Origin of the sequence: Microbacterium sp. W4I20 (assembly GCF_030816505.1) — a bacterium.
Taxonomy (GTDB): Bacteria; Actinomycetota; Actinomycetes; order Actinomycetales; family Microbacteriaceae; genus Microbacterium.
In genome coordinates, this window is record NZ_JAUSYB010000001.1 from 1173351 (window position 1) to 1189260 (window position 15910).

Sequence of the window (15910 nt, forward strand, 5' to 3'; positions counted from 1 at the left end):
CATCGCACACAGGCAACACTCAGGAAGGCGTAAACTCGCCCGAGTCCCTCGACAGATGGGGACTGAACGGAGAAGCACCTTGAGCACTGCACCCGCGTCGGCAGCCCCGCCCGCGAATCCGCGCTCGCGCGTCATCGCAGCGAGCCTTGTCGGCACCACGATCGAGTTCTACGACTTCTACGCCTATGCGACGGCAGCCGTGCTCGTGTTCCCCGCACTGTTCTTCCCCACCGGCAACGACACCACGTCGCTGCTGTCGTCCTTCGCGGTCTTCGGTGCCGCGATGGTGGCCCGGCCGATCGGTGCCGTCGTCTTCGGACACTTCGGCGACAAGTTCGGACGCAAGGCGACCCTCGTCGCCTCGCTGCTCACGATGGGCATCGCGACCTTCGTGATCGGGCTGCTGCCGACATTTCAGGACATCGGCTGGTGGGCGGCCCTTCTGCTGCTGATCCTGCGACTCGCGCAGGGCTTCGCGCTCGGCGGCGAATGGTCGGGAGCAGCTCTGGTCGCCACCGAGAACGCGCCCAAAGGCAAGCGGGCCTGGTACGGCACGTTCCCGCAGCTCGGAGCACCGCTCGGCTTCATCATCGCCAACCTTCTCTTCCTCAGCATCAACTGGCTGCTGCCGCACGGCGAGAACCCGCTGCTGAAGTCGGAGGCCTTCCTCTCCTGGGGCTGGCGCATCCCGTTCCTTTTCTCCGCCGTGATGGTGATCGTCGGACTCTGGGTGCGACTCAAGCTCGTCGAGTCCGACACCTTCAAGAACGCCGAGAAGAAGGGCGTGATCCGCAAGCTCCCGCTGGCGACGGTGTTCCGCCACCACTGGAAGCAACTGATCCTGGGCACGTTCATCATGCTGGCGACCTATGTGCTGTTCTACCTGATGACGAACTTCACCCTGGCCTACGGCACGAAGGCGGCTTCGCTGGAGACGGCATCCGCTGCCGCGCAGGCGGCCGCCGAGGCCGCCGGCAAGGATTTCGACGCGTCGGCGTTCGCGGCCCAGTTCTACCCCGGACTCGGCTTCGGCTACACCGACTTCGTGCTGATGCAGATCATCGGCGTGGTGTTCTTCGGCATCTTCACACTGCTCTCCGGCCCGATCGCCGACAAGGTCGGTCGCCGCAAGCTGCTGCTCTGGGTGACCGGCGTGATCATCGTGTTCGGTCTGCTGTTCAACACGTTCTTGCTGCCCGCGGCCGATCCGAAGTTCACGGGCGCGCTCGCGCAGGCGTTCCTCGTCTTCGGCTTCATGCTCATGGGTGCGACGTTCGGGCCGATGGGTGCGCTTCTGCCCGAGCTGTTCCCGACCAACGTGCGCTACACCGGTTCGGCGATCTCCTACAACGTCTCGTCGATCCTGGGCGCCGCCGTCGCACCGCTGATCGCGGTGTGGTTGTGGGAGCTCGGCGATGGCGCCCCGTGGCTCGTCGGCCTCTACCTCTCGGCGATGGGCGTGCTGACGTTCGTGGCGCTGATCCTCTCGCCCGAGACGAAGGACCACGACTACGAGGACGACCTCGGGGTGGCCGCGCTGGTCGAGCGCTGACCCACCGGTTCCGGTCGCGAAAAGGCACGCATCTCCCACGGGGATGCGTGCCTTTCTGCGACCGGAGGCGCACTCAGGCGGCGGGCGTGCCGCCGGACAGGAACGTCTCGATCGTGGCGATGGTCTCGGCGTTGTTTCGATGCAGGATGCCGCGGATGCCGAGACTCGCGGCGCCCACCAGCGCCTCGGTGTGATCGTCGATGAAAAAGACCTCGTCGGGACCGGCGCCAAGGCGTTCCAGCGTCAGCAGATACGCCTGCGGGTCGGGCTTGTTCACGCCCAGCTCGTGGCTGTAGCAGATCGGGTCGAAGATCTGCGAGAGGCCGAAGCGGCGCTCCTCTTCTTCGCGCGCGCCGTCTGCCGAGTTCGAGAGGATGGCGGTGCGGGCACGCCCGCGCAGAGAGCGCGCGTATTCGATCATCTCGGTGTTGCCGGTGCCGCAGTAGGCATCCCAGAAGTCGGTGCGCATCGCGGCGCGCTGTTCGGGATCGAGGTTGACCGCGGTGGCGAGCGACTGCCAGAACTCCGCCTCGCGCCCGGCGGTCACATCGATCGGCGGCAGATCGGCGGCGGCGACTCGTGCATCGAACTCCGGCCGGGCGAGCCCGCTGCGATCGCGCCAGCGCTCCCACCACTCGTCCTGCCAGGTGTCGTCATCGACGAGCTCCAGCACTCCCCCGATGTCGAACAGGACCCACTTCGTCTCGCTCATCCGCACACCCTAGGGCAGCGGTCTGGGAGTCAGTAGTCGGCGGTGATCGTGCGAGTGGCTCCGTCGAGGGTCATGGTTCCGCCGTAGGGCAGGATCCACTGCGGACGGGTGTGCCCGAAGGGCGGGCCGACGCAGACGACCGCGTCGGGGTTGTAGCGGGTGACCTGCTCGATCACGGCGTCGCGCTGTGCGGCGCGGAGCTGCGCCGCCTCGGCCTGCGACGGATGGAACTCGAAGTCGCTCACCGGCGGGCGGGCGACCACGACTCCTCTCACGGCCCCGAGGATGCCGCGCTCGCCCAGTCCGCGCAGCCAGCGGGACACCCAGCCGGCGGGCGGGCGCTCCTCACTCGTCTCGAGCAGCAGGATGCCGCCCTCGAGAGCCGCAGCGGGTGGAAGCCGATCGGCGAGTGCGAGTCCGTCGATCACCTCGAGGCAGCCGCCCCAGGTGCGCCCGGTGACCCGTGTCGCGGGACCGGCCCAGGTCCAGTCCTCGGTGGGCACACGATCGCCGAACTCGGTGAGCGCGCGCGGGTCGTGCCATCGCCGACCGACATCCTCCGACTCCCCCGGCTCCGTGATCTCGAGCGTTCCTCCTTCGAGCAGCAGTGCCCGCAGGGATCGCAGATGGATGCCGTCGACCGACGGGCCGGGACCGAGATGTACCGCGGTCGAGCCGCCGTAGTAGCCCTGCACGCCGAGGCCCCAGAGCCAGTTGAGGATGTTCGTGTTGTCGCTGTAGCCGACGAAGGGCTTCGGGTCGGCGATCGGCAGGGCCGGGTCGAGGTGCGGGACGACGAGGATCTGGTCGTCGCCGCCGATCGTGGCGAGGATCGCCCGGATGCCGGGGTCGGCGAAAGCCGCGTTCACGTCGACGGCCCGGGCTTCCGGGGTCGCGTCGAGCGCGCGCGTGGTCGGATACTCGATCGGGATGAGGCCGGTCAGCTCCTGCAGGCGGCGCATCGCCTGGTCGTGCAGCGCGGGTGCGACGGCGGGGGCCGCGAACGCCGGGGACAGGATGGCGACGCGGTCGCCGGGCACGAGCTTGGGTGCGGACAGCATCCGTCCAGTCTGTCAGCGGGCGCGCAGATCCCCTCCGCAGCATCCGTCAACACATATTGACTTTCGTTCGAGCGTCAACAAGTATTGACGAGGGAGGTTCCTCATGACATCGCACACAGCAATCGCAGAGTACGACGGAGGCGAACCGCTGGCCGAGCTGCATCGGCTCGCCGACATCCGTCAGCAGATCGCCCGCTCCGAAGAGGCGCAGGTGCGCCGAGCGCGCAACGCCGGATACTCGTGGCAGGCGATCGCCAGCGCCCTGGGCGTGAGCAAGCAGGCGGCGCACCGCCGCTTCGGACGCCACTGAGCGCACTCAGCCCATCCACAGAATCCGTCCGCACACGAAGTACGGTCGAAGTACCGTTCTCAGATCGAGGTCCCGCATGTCCCGCACGGCGACTCCCCGCCGGCGCGGACGCGGCGCACAGCCCGAAGGCCCGCGCGCCACGTTCCGCCAGCTCCTCCCCTTCCTGTTCGAGCACAAGCGCACGCTCATCGTCGTCGCGGTGCTCAGCGTCGTCGGCGCTGCGACCTCGCTCGTGCAGCCGCTGTTGGTCGGGCAGGTGATCGAGGCCGTGCAGTCGCAGCGCGCGCTCGGTCTGCTGATCTGGCTGCTGGTCGGCTTCGTGATCGTGTCGTCGGTCATCTCCGGCTTCCAGCACTACCTGCTGCAGCGCACCGGCACCGCGGTCGTCTACTCCAGCCGGCGCAAGCTCATCGCCCGCATCCTCCACCTACCGGTCTCCGAGTTCGACGCGCGCCGCACCGGCGACCTCGTCTCGCGGGTCGGCACAGACACGACCCTGCTGTATGCGGTGCTCACCCAGGGACTGGCGGATGCCGTCGGCAGCGCCGTGCTGTTCCTCGGCGCGCTGATCGCGATGCTCGTGATCGACCCGATCCTCCTGCTCCTCATCGTCGTCGTGATCGGCGTCTCGGTCGTGGTGGTCGTCGCCCTCAGCGGTCGGATCCGCACCGCGTCGACCGCGCAGCAGGAGAAGGTCGGCGAACTGGCATCGGGCGTGGAACGGGCGATCGGCTCGATCCGCACGGTGCGCGCCTCGGGCGCCACCGAGCGCGAGACCGCCCAGGTCTCCGAGCTCGCGTCCGACGCCTACGGCATCGGGGTGCGGATCGCCAAGATCTCCTCGCTCGTGGTGCCGGTCTCCGGCATCGCCCTCCAGCTCTCTCTGCTCGTCGTGCTCGGCGTCGGCGGCTTCCGAGTCGCGGCGGGTGCGATCTCGATCGCCGCGCTGATTTCCTTCATCATGTTCCTGTTCCTGCTCGTGATGCCGCTCGCCTCCACGTTCGGCGCGATCACCTCGGTGAATCAGGCGCTCGGCGCGCTCGGCCGCATCCAGGAGGTGCTCGATCTGCCGACGGAGACGCAGGACGACGAGAAGATCGCCGCCGGCCTCCGCGCGGCACAGCGTCCCGAGGAGTCCCCGCAAGCCGGCGACTCCGCACCCGCCATCGAGTTCCGCGACGTGCGCTTCCACTACCCCGACAACGTCGTGGCGGCCCGCCTTGCGGCGGCGAAGGAAGCCAGGACCCTGCTCGCCGACGCGCACGTGGAACCGGCGGATGCCGACGCCGCGTCGCCCGCGGACCGCGAAGTCCTCCGTGGAGTGTCGTTCTCCGTCGCACGAGGGACCCGGGTCGCCCTCGTCGGTCCGAGCGGTGCGGGCAAGAGCACGATCCTCTCGCTGGTCGAGCGCTTCTACGACCCGACCGGCGGGTCCATCCGACTGCACGGCCACGACGCCCGCACCTACCCGCGCGACGAGCTGCGCGCCCAGTTCGGGTACGTGGAGCAGGACGCCCCCACCCTGGCCGGCACGCTCGCCGAGAATCTGCGGCTGGCCGCCCCCGATGCGTCCGACGCCGACTGCGAGCGCGTGCTGCGCGCGGTCAACCTCGGCGAGGTGCTCGAGCGGAACCCTCTGGGCCTGCAGGCGCCCGTCGGCGAGGACGGCGTGATGCTCTCGGGCGGTGAGCGCCAGCGTCTCGCGATCGCGCGCGCCCTGCTGACGGATGCGCCGATCCTGCTGCTCGACGAGTCGACCTCATCGCTCGACGGCGTGAACGAACAGCGAATGCGTGAGGCGATCGATGCGGTCTCCACCGACCGCACGCTCGTCGTGATCGCCCACCGACTCTCGACCGTCGTCGACAGCGATCTGATCGTCGTGCTGCAGGACGGCACCGTCGTCGGCCAGGGGACCCACGCCGAACTCGTCGAGTCGACGCCGCTCTACCGCGACCTCGCGCGCCACCAGCTCCTGGCCTGAGCCGTCACCCCTCGGGCACCACTGTGGCCTGCCAGGCCGTCACGTACACGGTTGCTCCCGGGATGATGTCGAGCGGCATGTCCCAGGAGAGCCGTTCCTCTCCCGGGAGCACCGCGACCCAGATGCTGCGGGCCGCGAGCTGCCCCTGCACCGAGTTCGCGTCCCATCCGATGAACGCCGACGCCGACCCGCCCGGCGGGAGGACGATCGGCGAGGCGCCGGGATCTTCAGCCATGAAGGAGCGGCCGTGCTCGACCGCCACGTCGAGCAGATGCCCGTTCTGGTCGCCGTACGCGACGTCCGGATACCCGTCGACGGTGCACGGCTCGTCCGCCACGTTCACGAGCTGCAGCAGCTGACCGCGATGCCCGGTGGCGCCGTCCGGAGGCGATGTCATGATCGTCGTGTTCGCGGCGGTGCATGCCCCATCGTCCGACGCACCCTCGGAGGGGCCGGCAGTCGGCACAGGGTCGCCCGATGCGGAGGGATCCGGAGCCACCGCTCCGCTCGGATCGGCCTCTGCCTGCGCAGCGGCCTGTTCTTCGCGCAACTGCTGCTGCATGGCGTCGGCACCGGCCTGGGCCGCGAACGGGAGAAGCACGAGGGCCACTGCGGCGACCAGTGCGACGACGGTGAGCGACGATCTCGTGGTCGGGCCAGGCGCAGGGGACGGGTCCTCGTCCCGCATGCGCCCGGAGCGCACAGTCACCAGGGCCGGGATCCACCCCACGACCACCGCCCACCACGTCGTCTCCGAGGTGGCGCCCATGGTGCCGATCGCGCCGCGGATTCCGAAATCGGCCGTCCCGACGATGAAGTTCCCGAGATCCAGAGCGGCACCGACGGCGAAGGACGTCAGGATCGCGGCGAGCCACGCGGTCGCGAAGACGAGTCGGCCCGCCGAAAGCCGGACGGCGAGTGCCGCGAACCCGGCGACCAGCACCGCCGCCATCAGCAGCTGCACGAGGACCGCCCACAGCACAGGGCTTCCGAAGACGCCGCGGCCCAGGGGCGTCGGAATGAGGGACGCGAGCGTGGCGAGACTCCCGCCGGCTCCGGACAGGAGATAGGCCAGCCAGCCGGAGACGAACCACAGGACGGCGAGCACCCCGCCGCCGATCAGACCGTGCCGCACGGCACCCCGCATCACACCGTGTCGCATCGCGATCCCCCCAGACAACACCGCGGACGCGCGGCTCCTTCGACCCTAGCGAAGCCGTCACCGTGCTCTGGGGATTGCCGAGACACGAAAACGCGAAGGCGGGACACCGGAGACCACTCAGCCATGGGTTCGTCTCTGATGTCCCGCCTTCGCGGGTAAGAGGTGCCGGCTCCCCCGAGCCGGCACCGGTCTGGGGGCTACGCCTTGGCGAGGCGGTATCGGAGGGAGGAGAGCTCGGCGCGCAGCGCCGCCGGCACCTTGTCGCCGAAGGTGTCGTAGAACGCCTCGGTGAGGTCGGCCTCGGTCTTCCAGGCCTCCGCGTCGACCGAGAACAGCTCCTCGAGGTCGGCCGCCGGAATGTCGAGACCGTCGAGGTTGAGGTCTTCGATCCGCGGCAGGCGTCCGATCGGGCTGTCGATCGCGGGCACGTCGCCCGAGATCCGGCGGATGATCCAGTCGACGACACGCGAGTTGTCGCCGAATCCGGGCCACAGGAACCGGCCGTCGTCACCGCGACGGAACCAGTTCACCTGGAAGATGCGCGGAGCACGGTCGAAGCGCAGCCCGCGGCCCACCTTCAGCCAGTGGCCGAAGTAGTCCGCCATGTTGTAGCCGCAGAACGGGAGCATCGCGAAGGGGTCGCGGCGCAGTTCGCCGACCTTGCCCTCGGCCGCCGCCGTGCGCTCGGACGAGATGTTCGAGCCGAGGAAGACGCCGTGCGTCCAGTCCGTCGCCTCGACCACGAGAGGCACGTTGCTGGCCCGGCGTCCGCCGAACAGGATGACGTCGAGCGGAACCGCCTCTTCCCAGTCCTCGGCGATCTGCGGGCACTGCGCCGCCGACACCGTGAAGCGCGAGTTCGGGTGCGCGGCAGGGCGGCCGGAGTCCGGCGTCCAGTCGTTGCCCTCCCAGTCGATGAGGTTCGCGGGAGCGTGATCGGTCAGACCCTCCCACCAGACGTCGCCGTCCGGGCGGAGCGCCACGTTGGTGAAGATGGTGTTGCCCCACAGGGTCTCGACCGCGGTGACGTTGGTCGACTCGCCCGTGCCGGGCGCGACACCGAAGAAGCCGGCCTCGGGGTTGATCGCCCACATGCGGCCGTCCTCCCCCGGGCGGATCCACGCGATGTCGTCGCCGAGCGTCTCGACCTTCCAGCCGGGAATGGTCGGCCGCAGCATCGCGAGGTTGGTCTTGCCGCACGCCGAGGGGAATGCGGCGGCCACGTGGTAGGCCTTGCCCTGCGGGTCGATCACGCGGATGAGCAGCATGTGCTCGGCGAGCCAGCCCTCGTCACGGGCGATCACCGAGGCGATGCGCAGCGCGAAGCACTTCTTCGCGAGGATCGCGTTGCCGCCGTAGCCGGAGCCGAAGGAGTACACCTCGAGCGTCTCGGGGAAGTGCACGATGTACTTCTCGTCGTTGCACGGCCATTCGACGTCCGGCTCGCCGGCGCCCAGCGGCGCACCGACGGTGTGGACGGTCTTGACCCAGTGCGCGCCCTCGGCGATCTGCCGCGTGACGGCGTCGCCGATGCGGGTCATGATGCCGATGGATGCCACGGCGTAGGCGCTGTCGGTGACCTGCACTCCGATGTGGGAGAGCGGGCCGCCGATCGGGCCCATCGAGAACGGCACGACGTACATCGTGCGGCCGCGCATGGAACCCTCGAAGATCCCGTCCATCTTGGCGTGCATCTCGGCGGGGTCGGCCCAGTTGTTCGTGGGTCCGGCATCCTCTTCGCGCTCGGAGGCGATGTAGGTGCGTCCCTCGGTGCGGGCGACATCGCTCGGGTGCGAACGGGCGAGGTAGGAGCCGGGACGCCACTCGGGATTCAGCTTGATGAGCTTGCCCTCGTCGACCAGGCCGCGCAGCAGCCAGTCGTTCTCGGCACGCGAGCCGTCGACCCAGTGCACCGACTCGGGCTGGGTGAGGGCGCGGATCTCTTCGACCCAGGCGGCCAGCTCGGCCATCGCGGGAGTGTCATACGTCGGTGCCGCACCGAACGTGCGCGTCGGTGCGACGGGAGACGTGCGGGGGGTGATGACTTCGGCCATGGCCATGACTGCTCCTTTGAAGTGTGGGGCGTTGAACCCATCTTCTTAGGGATCGGTCGGTACTTTCCGGAATATCGGTCGGTAAGAATTTCGATTCTTTCGTTAGACTCAAGGAATGGCGTCCTCCGGCATTCACCTCACGACTCTCGGCCACCGCATCCGTCATCACCGACAGGAGAGCGGCTTCACCCTCGACGAACTCGGCGCCCTCGTCGGCGTCGCGGGTTCGCAGCTGAGCCTCATCGAGAACGGCAAGCGCGAGCCGAAGCTGTCACTGCTGCAGGCGATCGCGCAGGCCACCGGCACCCAGGTGACCGACCTCATCTCCGGTGAGCCGCCGAACCGTCGCGCCGCGCTGGAGATCGAACTCGAGCGCGCGCAGGAGAGCCCGGTCTTCCGCCAGCTCGGCATCGCCCCGATCCGCGTCACGAAGGGCACCAGCGACGAGACGATCGAGTCGGTCCTCGGCCTGCACCGCGAACTGCAGCGACGCGAGCGCGAGGCCATCGCCACCCCGGAGGAAGCACGTCGCGGCAACACCGAACTGCGCCTGCGGATGCGCGCGCAGAACAACTACCTGCCCGAGATCGACAAGCTCGCCGAGAAGCAGCTCAAGTCGGCGGGCCACGTGCAGGGCGCACTCACACACCGCACCGTGAGCATCATGGCCGAGAAGCTCGGTTTCGAGCTGATCTACGTCAACGACCTGCCGCACTCCACGCGCTCGGTCACCGATCTCGAGAACGGCCGCATCTACCTGCCGCCCGCCTCCATCCCCGGCGGACACGGCCTGCGCTCGATGGCGCTGCAGGCGATGGCGCACCGACTGCTCGGGCACACCCCGCCCACCGACTACGCGGACTTCCTGCAGCAGCGCCTGGAGATCAACTACTTCGCCGCCTCCTGCCTGATGCCGGAGACGGCATCGGTCGCCTTCCTGCAGCAGGCGAAGAAAGACCGCAACCTCGCTGTGGAGGACTTCCGCGATGCGTTCGGGGTGACGCACGAGGCGGCCGGGATGCGGATGACCAACCTCGTGACGCAGCACCTGGGCATGCCCCTGCACTTCCTCCGCGTCGATGCCACCGGCGCGATCACCCGCGTCTACGAGAACGACGACCTGCCGCTGCCGATGGACGTCACCGGCGCGGTCGAGGGTCAGCGGGTGTGCCGCAAGTTCCAAGCGCGAGCCGCCTTCACGCAGCAGAACCGCACCACCGAGCACCACCAGTACACCGACACCCCCTCCGGGACGTTCTGGTGCGCGACGCAGACCGGTTCGTCGAGCGACGGCGAGTTCTCGATCACGGTCGGCGTGCCCTTCGACGACGCGCGGTGGTGGCGCGGCCGTGAGACGAGCGACCGCGCCGTGTCGACCTGCCCGGACGAGGCCTGCTGCCGGCGCCCCTCGAGCGACCTGACGGAGCGCTGGAGCGGCAAGGCCTGGCCGAGCGCCCGCGTGCACACGCACATGTTCTCGCCGCTCCCCCGCGGCGCCTTCCCCGGCGTCGACGACAACGAGGTGTACAACTTCCTCGGGCGGCACGCCGACGAGTGAGGTCCGCTCAGCTCGAGAGGAACTCGTCGAAGCGGGCGAGCGCCTCGGCGACGGCCTCCGGATCGGCGGGCGCCGCGAAGTACTCGGGCGGCACTCCCCTGCTCGCGGTCGCGTGCATCCAGCATCCGATCACCCGGCCGTCCTCGACGAGAGTGGCCCGGACCATGCCGTTCTTGCCCGGTCCCACGGACGCCAGGTTCTCGGGCGCACAGACCGTCGTCCGGTCGGCGTACGAGAGGTAGTACTCGTCGAAGGCTCCCAGAGCCAGGACGGATGCCGCACCGGCAGCCCGGCGAGCACGGTCGGGCACGAGGAAGAGCCCATCCGCGACCTCGGTCACCCGTCCGGCGGCGCGCTCCCGCGCCTCGCGCGCCTGACCGAGCGTGAGTCCTGACCACCACGCGAAGTCGGCGACACCCGCGGGGCCGTGTCCGGTGACGTACCGCACGAAGAGCTCGGCGAGCGGGTCGTCGGGCTGCGCGTGCTCGCGGATGTGGTCCGCCACCAGGACGAAGCGCTGCTCGCGCGTCACTCCGTCTCGGGCGACGACGGGGCCCTGGCAGATGAGCCCGTCGATCGTCAGCACGAACAGCAGGTGCAGCCCGCGCTGACCGGTCGGATCGATGCCGACGTCCTCGAGGGTCTCGAAGATCTCCGCGCGCGTACGGCCGCCGTCGTGCAGCGCGGGGGTCAGAGCCCGCACCGCGCGGGCGACCATGTCGTCGTCGATGCCGAGGTCGCGGTGCCGGCCCGCCGCCTGCTGCCGCTGCCGGGCGGCCGTGACCGAGAGCACCCAGCCGAGGTCGCGCGCCGGGATGGTGTGCAGCGTGCCGCGCATCGGCCACGCCCGCACGATGTCCCCCGCGTCGAACGCCCGGTCCAGGTCGCTGAGACCCGGCCGGCCCCGCGTGCGGGAGGCGAGCGCCCATCGCCCCGCGGTGAAGTCCTGGCTCTGCACCGCGAGCATGTGCTGCGCGGCATCCGACACCGTGCGCGCCGGCGCGGTGAGACGGTGGGATCGCAGACGCTCGGCCAGCAGGGTCGCGGTCTTCATGCCCCCATCATGCCGGTCGCGACCGACATGGTGCACTCGCGCACGTCAGGCGTACAGAGTCACCTCGCGGCGCGCGGGGAGCACGACGGGATGAGAGCCGGCCATGACCTCGAGCACGCGGATCACCTGGCACGAGTACCCGTACTCGTTGTCGTACCAGACGTAGAGCACGACATCGCGGTCGTTCGCGATCGTGGCCAGACCGTCGACGATGCCGGCGCGGTGCGATCCGACGAAATCGGTGGACACGACCTCGGGGCTCTCGACGTAGTCGATCTGCTGGCGCAGCTTCGAGTGCAGCGAGACGCGCCTCAGGTAGTCGTTGAGCTCGTCCTTGACGGCCGGGCGCTCGAGGCTGAGGTGCAGGACCGCGAGCGACACGTCGGGGGTGGGCACCCGGATGGCGGAACCCGTGAGCTTGCCCTCCAGCTCCGGCAGCGCACGGGCCACTGCCTTCGCCGCGCCGGTCTCGGTGATGACCATGTTCAGCACGGCGGAGCGGCCGCGACGGTCGCCGCTGTGGAAGTTGTCGATGAGGTTCTGGTCGTTGGTGAACGAATGCACCGTCTCGACGTGGCCGCGGGCGATGCCGTACGCCTCGTCGATCGCCTTCAGCACGGGCGTGATCGCGTTGGTCGTGCAGGATGCCGCGGTGATGATGCGGTCGTCGGGTCCGATGGTCGAGTCGTTGATGCCGTGCACGATGTTCTTCAGCGCGCCCTTGCCCGGAGCCGTGAGCAGCACACGGGCGACTCCGGTCGACTCCAGATGACGGCTGAGCCCGGCCTCATCGCGCCAGCGGCCGGTGTTGTCGACCACGATCGCGTCATGGATCCCGTAGGACGTGTAGTCGATGGATGCTGGGTCGTCGGAGTAGATCACCTGGATGCGGGTGCCGTTGGCGATGATCTGCGAAGCCTCCTCGTCGACCGTCACGGATCCGGCGAACCGGCCGTGCACGGAATCGCGCAGCAGCAGCGATGCGCGCTTGGTGAGGTCGTCGTCCGATCCGCGGCGCACGACGATCGCGCGCAGTCGCAGACCGCTGCCGCCGCCCGTGTGAGCGATCAGGATGCGGGCGAGCAGACGCCCGATCCGCCCGAAGCCGTAGAGCACGACGTCGGTGGGTGCGGCGGCCACGGCGCCCACCGCGGGCGCGAGCGCCTGCGCGAGATACGCGTCGAGGGACTCGCCGCTCTCGGCATGTCCGGAGACCAGCCGCGCCACGTCGAGAGATGAGGCGCCGGGGGCCAGGGCGTGAACGGCTTCGAGAACCGCAAGGGTGTCGTCGAGCGCGAGCTGCTCGTGGCCCAGCTGGGCGACACGCTCGTGCACCTCGACGAGCCCCGTGGCGGAGAGCCCGAGCAGCCGGTGACCGTGGAGCGAGGTCACCACGTCGTTGTCGCGGCGGAGCGCGCCGATGAGCGGGATCATCCGCTCGGCCAGCTCCTCCCGTGCCGTCCAGTCGTCGAGGGGTGCGCCGGAATCGTTCATCTGCGTCCTTGCATGTGTGAGCGCGCCGAGATCTCCGGCGCGCGAGCTTGCCGGTGAGGTTCGGGGGATACCACCAGCGTACGCGCCGCGAGGTGCGGCATCCGAATCGCGGGTCATTCGCCGCCGCCATCACCGCCGCCGAGCGGTTCACCGGCCGGTCAGGGAATCCTGCAAGCATCGAACACGTTCTCCCCGTCGAACCTCTCGAAAGGCACGCCCATGTCGGACCGCACCCGCCCGTCGGCGTGGCCGCCCCTCCTCATCGCGATCGCACTCGAGGTCTCGGCGACTCTCGCTCTGCGCGCAGCCGAGGGCTTCACGCATCCGTTCTGGCTCATCGTGGTCGTGATCGGTTACAGCGGTTCGCTCTGGCTGCTGTCGATCGTCCTGGACCGCGGGATGCCGGTGGGTGTGGCCTACGGCATCTGGTCGGCGATCGGTGTGGTGCTGACTGCCGTGCTCGGCACCGTCCTGTTCGGCGAGACTCTCGGCGCCGTGCAGATCCTCGGGGTCGGCGTGATCGTGGTCGGCGTGCTACTGGTCGAGCTGGGATCCCATAAACGGGAGCCGGTAGTCGAGGTCGCGTCATGACGTGGCTGCTGCTCGCCCTAGCGATCGCGAGCGAGGTCACCGCGACTCTCAGCCTCCGCGCCTCGGAGGGTCTGCGCCGCAGGCGGTGGATCCCCGTGATCGTCGTCGGCTACCTCGCCGCCTTCACACTGCTGGGCACGATCCTCGCCCTGGGGATGCCGGTCGGTGTCGCGTACGGCATCTGGGCCGCCGCCGGCGTCGCCCTCACCGCCGTGCTCGGTCGGCTGATCTTCAAGGACCACTTCTCGCTGCTGATGGGCATCGGGGTGGCGCTCATCGCCGCCGGCGTCGCGATGATCGAGTTCGGCGGCGGGCACTGAGAAGCGAGAACTCGGCTCCTCGGAGATCCGTGCGTCAGCGCTCGGCGGGTCAGAACTCCGCCGAGAACGCCCCGTCCGATTTCAGCAGCTGCCCCGAGATCCAGCGTCCCTCGTCGGACACCAGGAACTCCACCACGGCGGCCACATCGGCCGGCGTGCCGAGTCGACCGAGCGGCGTCATTCCGCCCAGACCCGTTCGGGTGTCGTCGTCCATCCAGCCCGTGTCGATCGGCCCGGGGTTCAGCACGTTCGCCGAGATCCCCCGCGGGCCGAACTCCCGCGCCGCGGAGATCACGATGCGGTCCAGAGCGCCCTTGGACGCGCCGTACGGCAGGTTTCCGGTGACGTGGTCGCTGGTGAGCGCGACGATCGCTCCACCCGTGTCGCCGATCTGACGCGCGAACGCCGCGATCAGCAGCAGGCTCGCCCGTGCGTTGACCGCGACGTGTCGGTCGAAGCTCTCGGCCGTCGTGTCGAGGATCCCGGACTCCACGTCATGGGCATGGCTCAGAATGAGCGCGGAGATCGTGCCGTGCTCCCGGGTCACCGCGTCGATCAGCGCCTCCGGCCCGTCGGCGGTCGAGAGGTCGGCGGGGTGATCGGCGTCGTGCAGGTCGCTGTTGACGACGGTCCAGCCCGCGGCGCGCAGACGCGGGACGATTCCTGCTGCGATGCTGTTCGCGCGCGCGGCTCCGGTGATCAGTGCGAGAGGCATCCGACCACGCTAACGGATGCCAGAGGCGTCAGAACCCGAGGCACATGACCGCGAGCCCGGCGGCCATCGCCCAGGCCTCGGTCGTCAGCAGACGCGCGGTGCGTCCGTGGTGCACCGGCTCGAGGAACCACTCCGCCACGACGGTCCACAGCACGACGCCGATCACCCCGACGACGACGACCACCGAGAGGAGACCCGACATGCCGTGACCGTGACCGTGACCGGTCGACGCCACCGCCTCGCCCGTCGACGCGGTCTCGAACGCGCAGAGCGCCATCACGAGCGAGACCAGTGCGCGGTGGCAGCAGGTGGCCGCGGCGGGCGTGCCACGCACCCCCATCGTGCCGATCATCGCCGAGACCAGCAGTGCGGCGCCGAGGATCAAGCCGGTGCCGGGTGCACCGTCGCTCACCGCCACCAGCAGCATCGCGACCGCCATCACGAGCGCCGATTGCTTTCCCTGCCAGGGAACGGCGCGCCACGCCGCCACACAGGCCGCGGCTGAGACGATCGCTGCCGCGGCCATCAGCCACGGCGCCGCCGGCAGAAGATGTTCCACTCGCGAAGTCTATTTACCGGCGGTGCGCCTCAGGCGTGAGCCACGATCGCGTCGCGCAGGATGCCGTCGGCAGCGGGGAGCACGCATCCGCGCGAAGTCGGGTGCGGTTAGCCTGAGGGGGTGACCGAGACCATCCACGCCCGCGCCGCCCTGCTCGACATGGACGGCACGCTTGTCGACTCGACCGCCGTGGTCGAGCGGCTCTGGCTCGCCTGGGCGGAGCCCCACGGGCTCGATCCGCAAACAGTTTTGAGCGTCGTGCACGGGCGCCAGGGACATCAGAGCATGGCGATCATGCTTCCGGAGCGCGACCATGCCATCAACCTCAGCGAGAACGACACCATGCTGGCGACGGAGACCGATGACACCGAAGGCGTGATCGAGATCGCAGGCGCTGCTGCATTCCTCGGCTCTCTGCTCCCCCACCCGCACGCCATCGTGACCTCGGCAAACGTTCCGCTCATGACGGCACGGATGATGGCAGCCGGGCTCACCGTGCCCGCCGTCGCCGTGACCGCGGAGAGCGTCTCCGCATCCAAGCCGGACCCGGAGGGCTTCCTGCTCGGCGCCGAGCTCCTTGGGATCGCGCCATCCGATTGCCTCGTCTTCGAGGATTCGGGCGCGGGTATCCAGGCAGGCCTCGCCGCCGGGATGCGTGTTGTCGGTGTCGGGAGGCATGCGCTCGCGCATCGTCCGACGTACTTCGTCGAGGACCTCACGCAGGTCGCCGTCGCCCCTGCTGTCGATGGTTTCGTGCTCACGATCCGTTGAGGCCCAAAGCCCC

General features: G+C 69.3%; 15 protein-coding genes. 7 read left to right on the forward strand and 8 right to left on the reverse strand.

What is annotated here, in order from left to right; translation table 11 throughout:
- Positions 1–55 precede the first annotated feature (55 nt).
- Positions 56–1552: an MFS transporter gene (locus QFZ21_RS05760; protein ID WP_373426000.1), complete on the forward strand. Its 1497-nt coding sequence runs from the start codon at positions 56–58 to the stop codon at positions 1550–1552.
- A 73-nt stretch (positions 1553–1625) separates the two neighbouring features.
- Here the strand turns inward: QFZ21_RS05760 and QFZ21_RS05765 are convergent, their stop codons facing one another.
- Complete coding sequence (locus QFZ21_RS05765; protein WP_307375336.1) at positions 1626–2264, reverse strand: HAD-IA family hydrolase; 639 nt, start codon at positions 2262–2264, stop codon at positions 1626–1628.
- A 29-nt stretch (positions 2265–2293) separates the two neighbouring features.
- The gene (locus tag QFZ21_RS05770; protein ID WP_307375339.1) at positions 2294–3325 is read right to left on the reverse strand and encodes a S66 peptidase family protein; all 1032 of its coding nucleotides are present in this window, start codon (positions 3323–3325) and stop codon (positions 2294–2296) included.
- A gap of 103 nt (positions 3326–3428) precedes the next feature.
- Here QFZ21_RS05770 and QFZ21_RS05775 point away from each other — a divergent pair, with 103 nt between their 5' ends.
- A complete protein-coding gene (locus QFZ21_RS05775) occupies positions 3429–3635 on the forward strand; it encodes an AsnC family protein (protein ID WP_307375341.1) in 207 nt (68 codons plus the stop codon).
- Positions 3636–3711: 76 nt separating this feature from the next.
- Entirely contained in the window at positions 3712–5619 is a 1908-nt protein-coding gene (locus tag QFZ21_RS05780; protein ID WP_307375345.1) for an ABC transporter ATP-binding protein, read from the forward strand.
- Positions 5620–5623: 4 nt separating this feature from the next.
- Here QFZ21_RS05780 and QFZ21_RS05785 read toward each other — a convergent pair whose 3' ends face one another.
- Both QFZ21_RS05785 and QFZ21_RS05790 read right to left on the reverse strand, forming a co-directional pair.
- Positions 5624–6781 (reverse strand): DUF4232 domain-containing protein, encoded by a 1158-nt coding sequence (locus QFZ21_RS05785; protein ID WP_307375350.1) that lies wholly within the window; start codon positions 6779–6781, stop codon positions 5624–5626.
- A gap of 197 nt (positions 6782–6978) precedes the next feature.
- A complete protein-coding gene (locus QFZ21_RS05790) occupies positions 6979–8841 on the reverse strand; it encodes a phosphoenolpyruvate carboxykinase (GTP) (protein ID WP_373426001.1) in 1863 nt (620 codons plus the stop codon).
- 109 nt (positions 8842–8950) lie between these two features.
- Between QFZ21_RS05790 and QFZ21_RS05795 the strand changes: the two genes are divergently transcribed.
- The gene (locus QFZ21_RS05795) at positions 8951–10393 is read left to right on the forward strand and encodes an XRE family transcriptional regulator (protein WP_307375355.1); all 1443 of its coding nucleotides are present in this window, start codon (positions 8951–8953) and stop codon (positions 10391–10393) included.
- A 7-nt stretch (positions 10394–10400) separates the two neighbouring features.
- Here the strand turns inward: QFZ21_RS05795 and QFZ21_RS05800 are convergent, their stop codons facing one another.
- Entirely contained in the window at positions 10401–11447 is a 1047-nt protein-coding gene (locus tag QFZ21_RS05800) for a winged helix DNA-binding domain-containing protein (RefSeq protein ID WP_307375358.1), read from the reverse strand.
- Between the two features lie 45 nt (positions 11448–11492).
- Positions 11493–12941 (reverse strand): glyceraldehyde-3-phosphate dehydrogenase, encoded by a 1449-nt coding sequence (locus QFZ21_RS05805; protein ID WP_307375361.1) that lies wholly within the window; start codon positions 12939–12941, stop codon positions 11493–11495.
- A 219-nt stretch (positions 12942–13160) separates the two neighbouring features.
- Here QFZ21_RS05805 and QFZ21_RS05810 point away from each other — a divergent pair, with 219 nt between their 5' ends.
- Entirely contained in the window at positions 13161–13532 is a 372-nt protein-coding gene (locus QFZ21_RS05810) for a multidrug efflux SMR transporter (RefSeq protein WP_307375364.1), read from the forward strand.
- On the forward strand, positions 13529–13852 hold the full coding sequence (locus tag QFZ21_RS05815) for a multidrug efflux SMR transporter (RefSeq protein ID WP_307375368.1): 324 nt from the start codon (positions 13529–13531) through the stop codon (positions 13850–13852). The genes QFZ21_RS05810 and QFZ21_RS05815 overlap by 4 nt, the downstream gene beginning before the upstream one ends.
- A 49-nt stretch (positions 13853–13901) precedes the next feature.
- Here QFZ21_RS05815 and QFZ21_RS05820 read toward each other — a convergent pair whose 3' ends face one another.
- Positions 13902–14567, reverse strand: coding sequence for an SDR family oxidoreductase (locus QFZ21_RS05820; RefSeq protein WP_307375370.1), 666 nt, complete (start codon positions 14565–14567; stop codon positions 13902–13904).
- Between the two features lie 28 nt (positions 14568–14595).
- The gene (locus QFZ21_RS05825) at positions 14596–15126 is read right to left on the reverse strand and encodes a hypothetical protein (protein ID WP_307375371.1); all 531 of its coding nucleotides are present in this window, start codon (positions 15124–15126) and stop codon (positions 14596–14598) included.
- A gap of 120 nt (positions 15127–15246) precedes the next feature.
- On the opposite strand from QFZ21_RS05825, the gene QFZ21_RS05830 reads away from it, so the two are divergent.
- The gene (locus tag QFZ21_RS05830; RefSeq protein WP_307375372.1) at positions 15247–15897 is read left to right on the forward strand and encodes an HAD-IA family hydrolase; all 651 of its coding nucleotides are present in this window, start codon (positions 15247–15249) and stop codon (positions 15895–15897) included.
- The last annotated feature ends 13 nt before the right edge of the window (positions 15898–15910 follow it).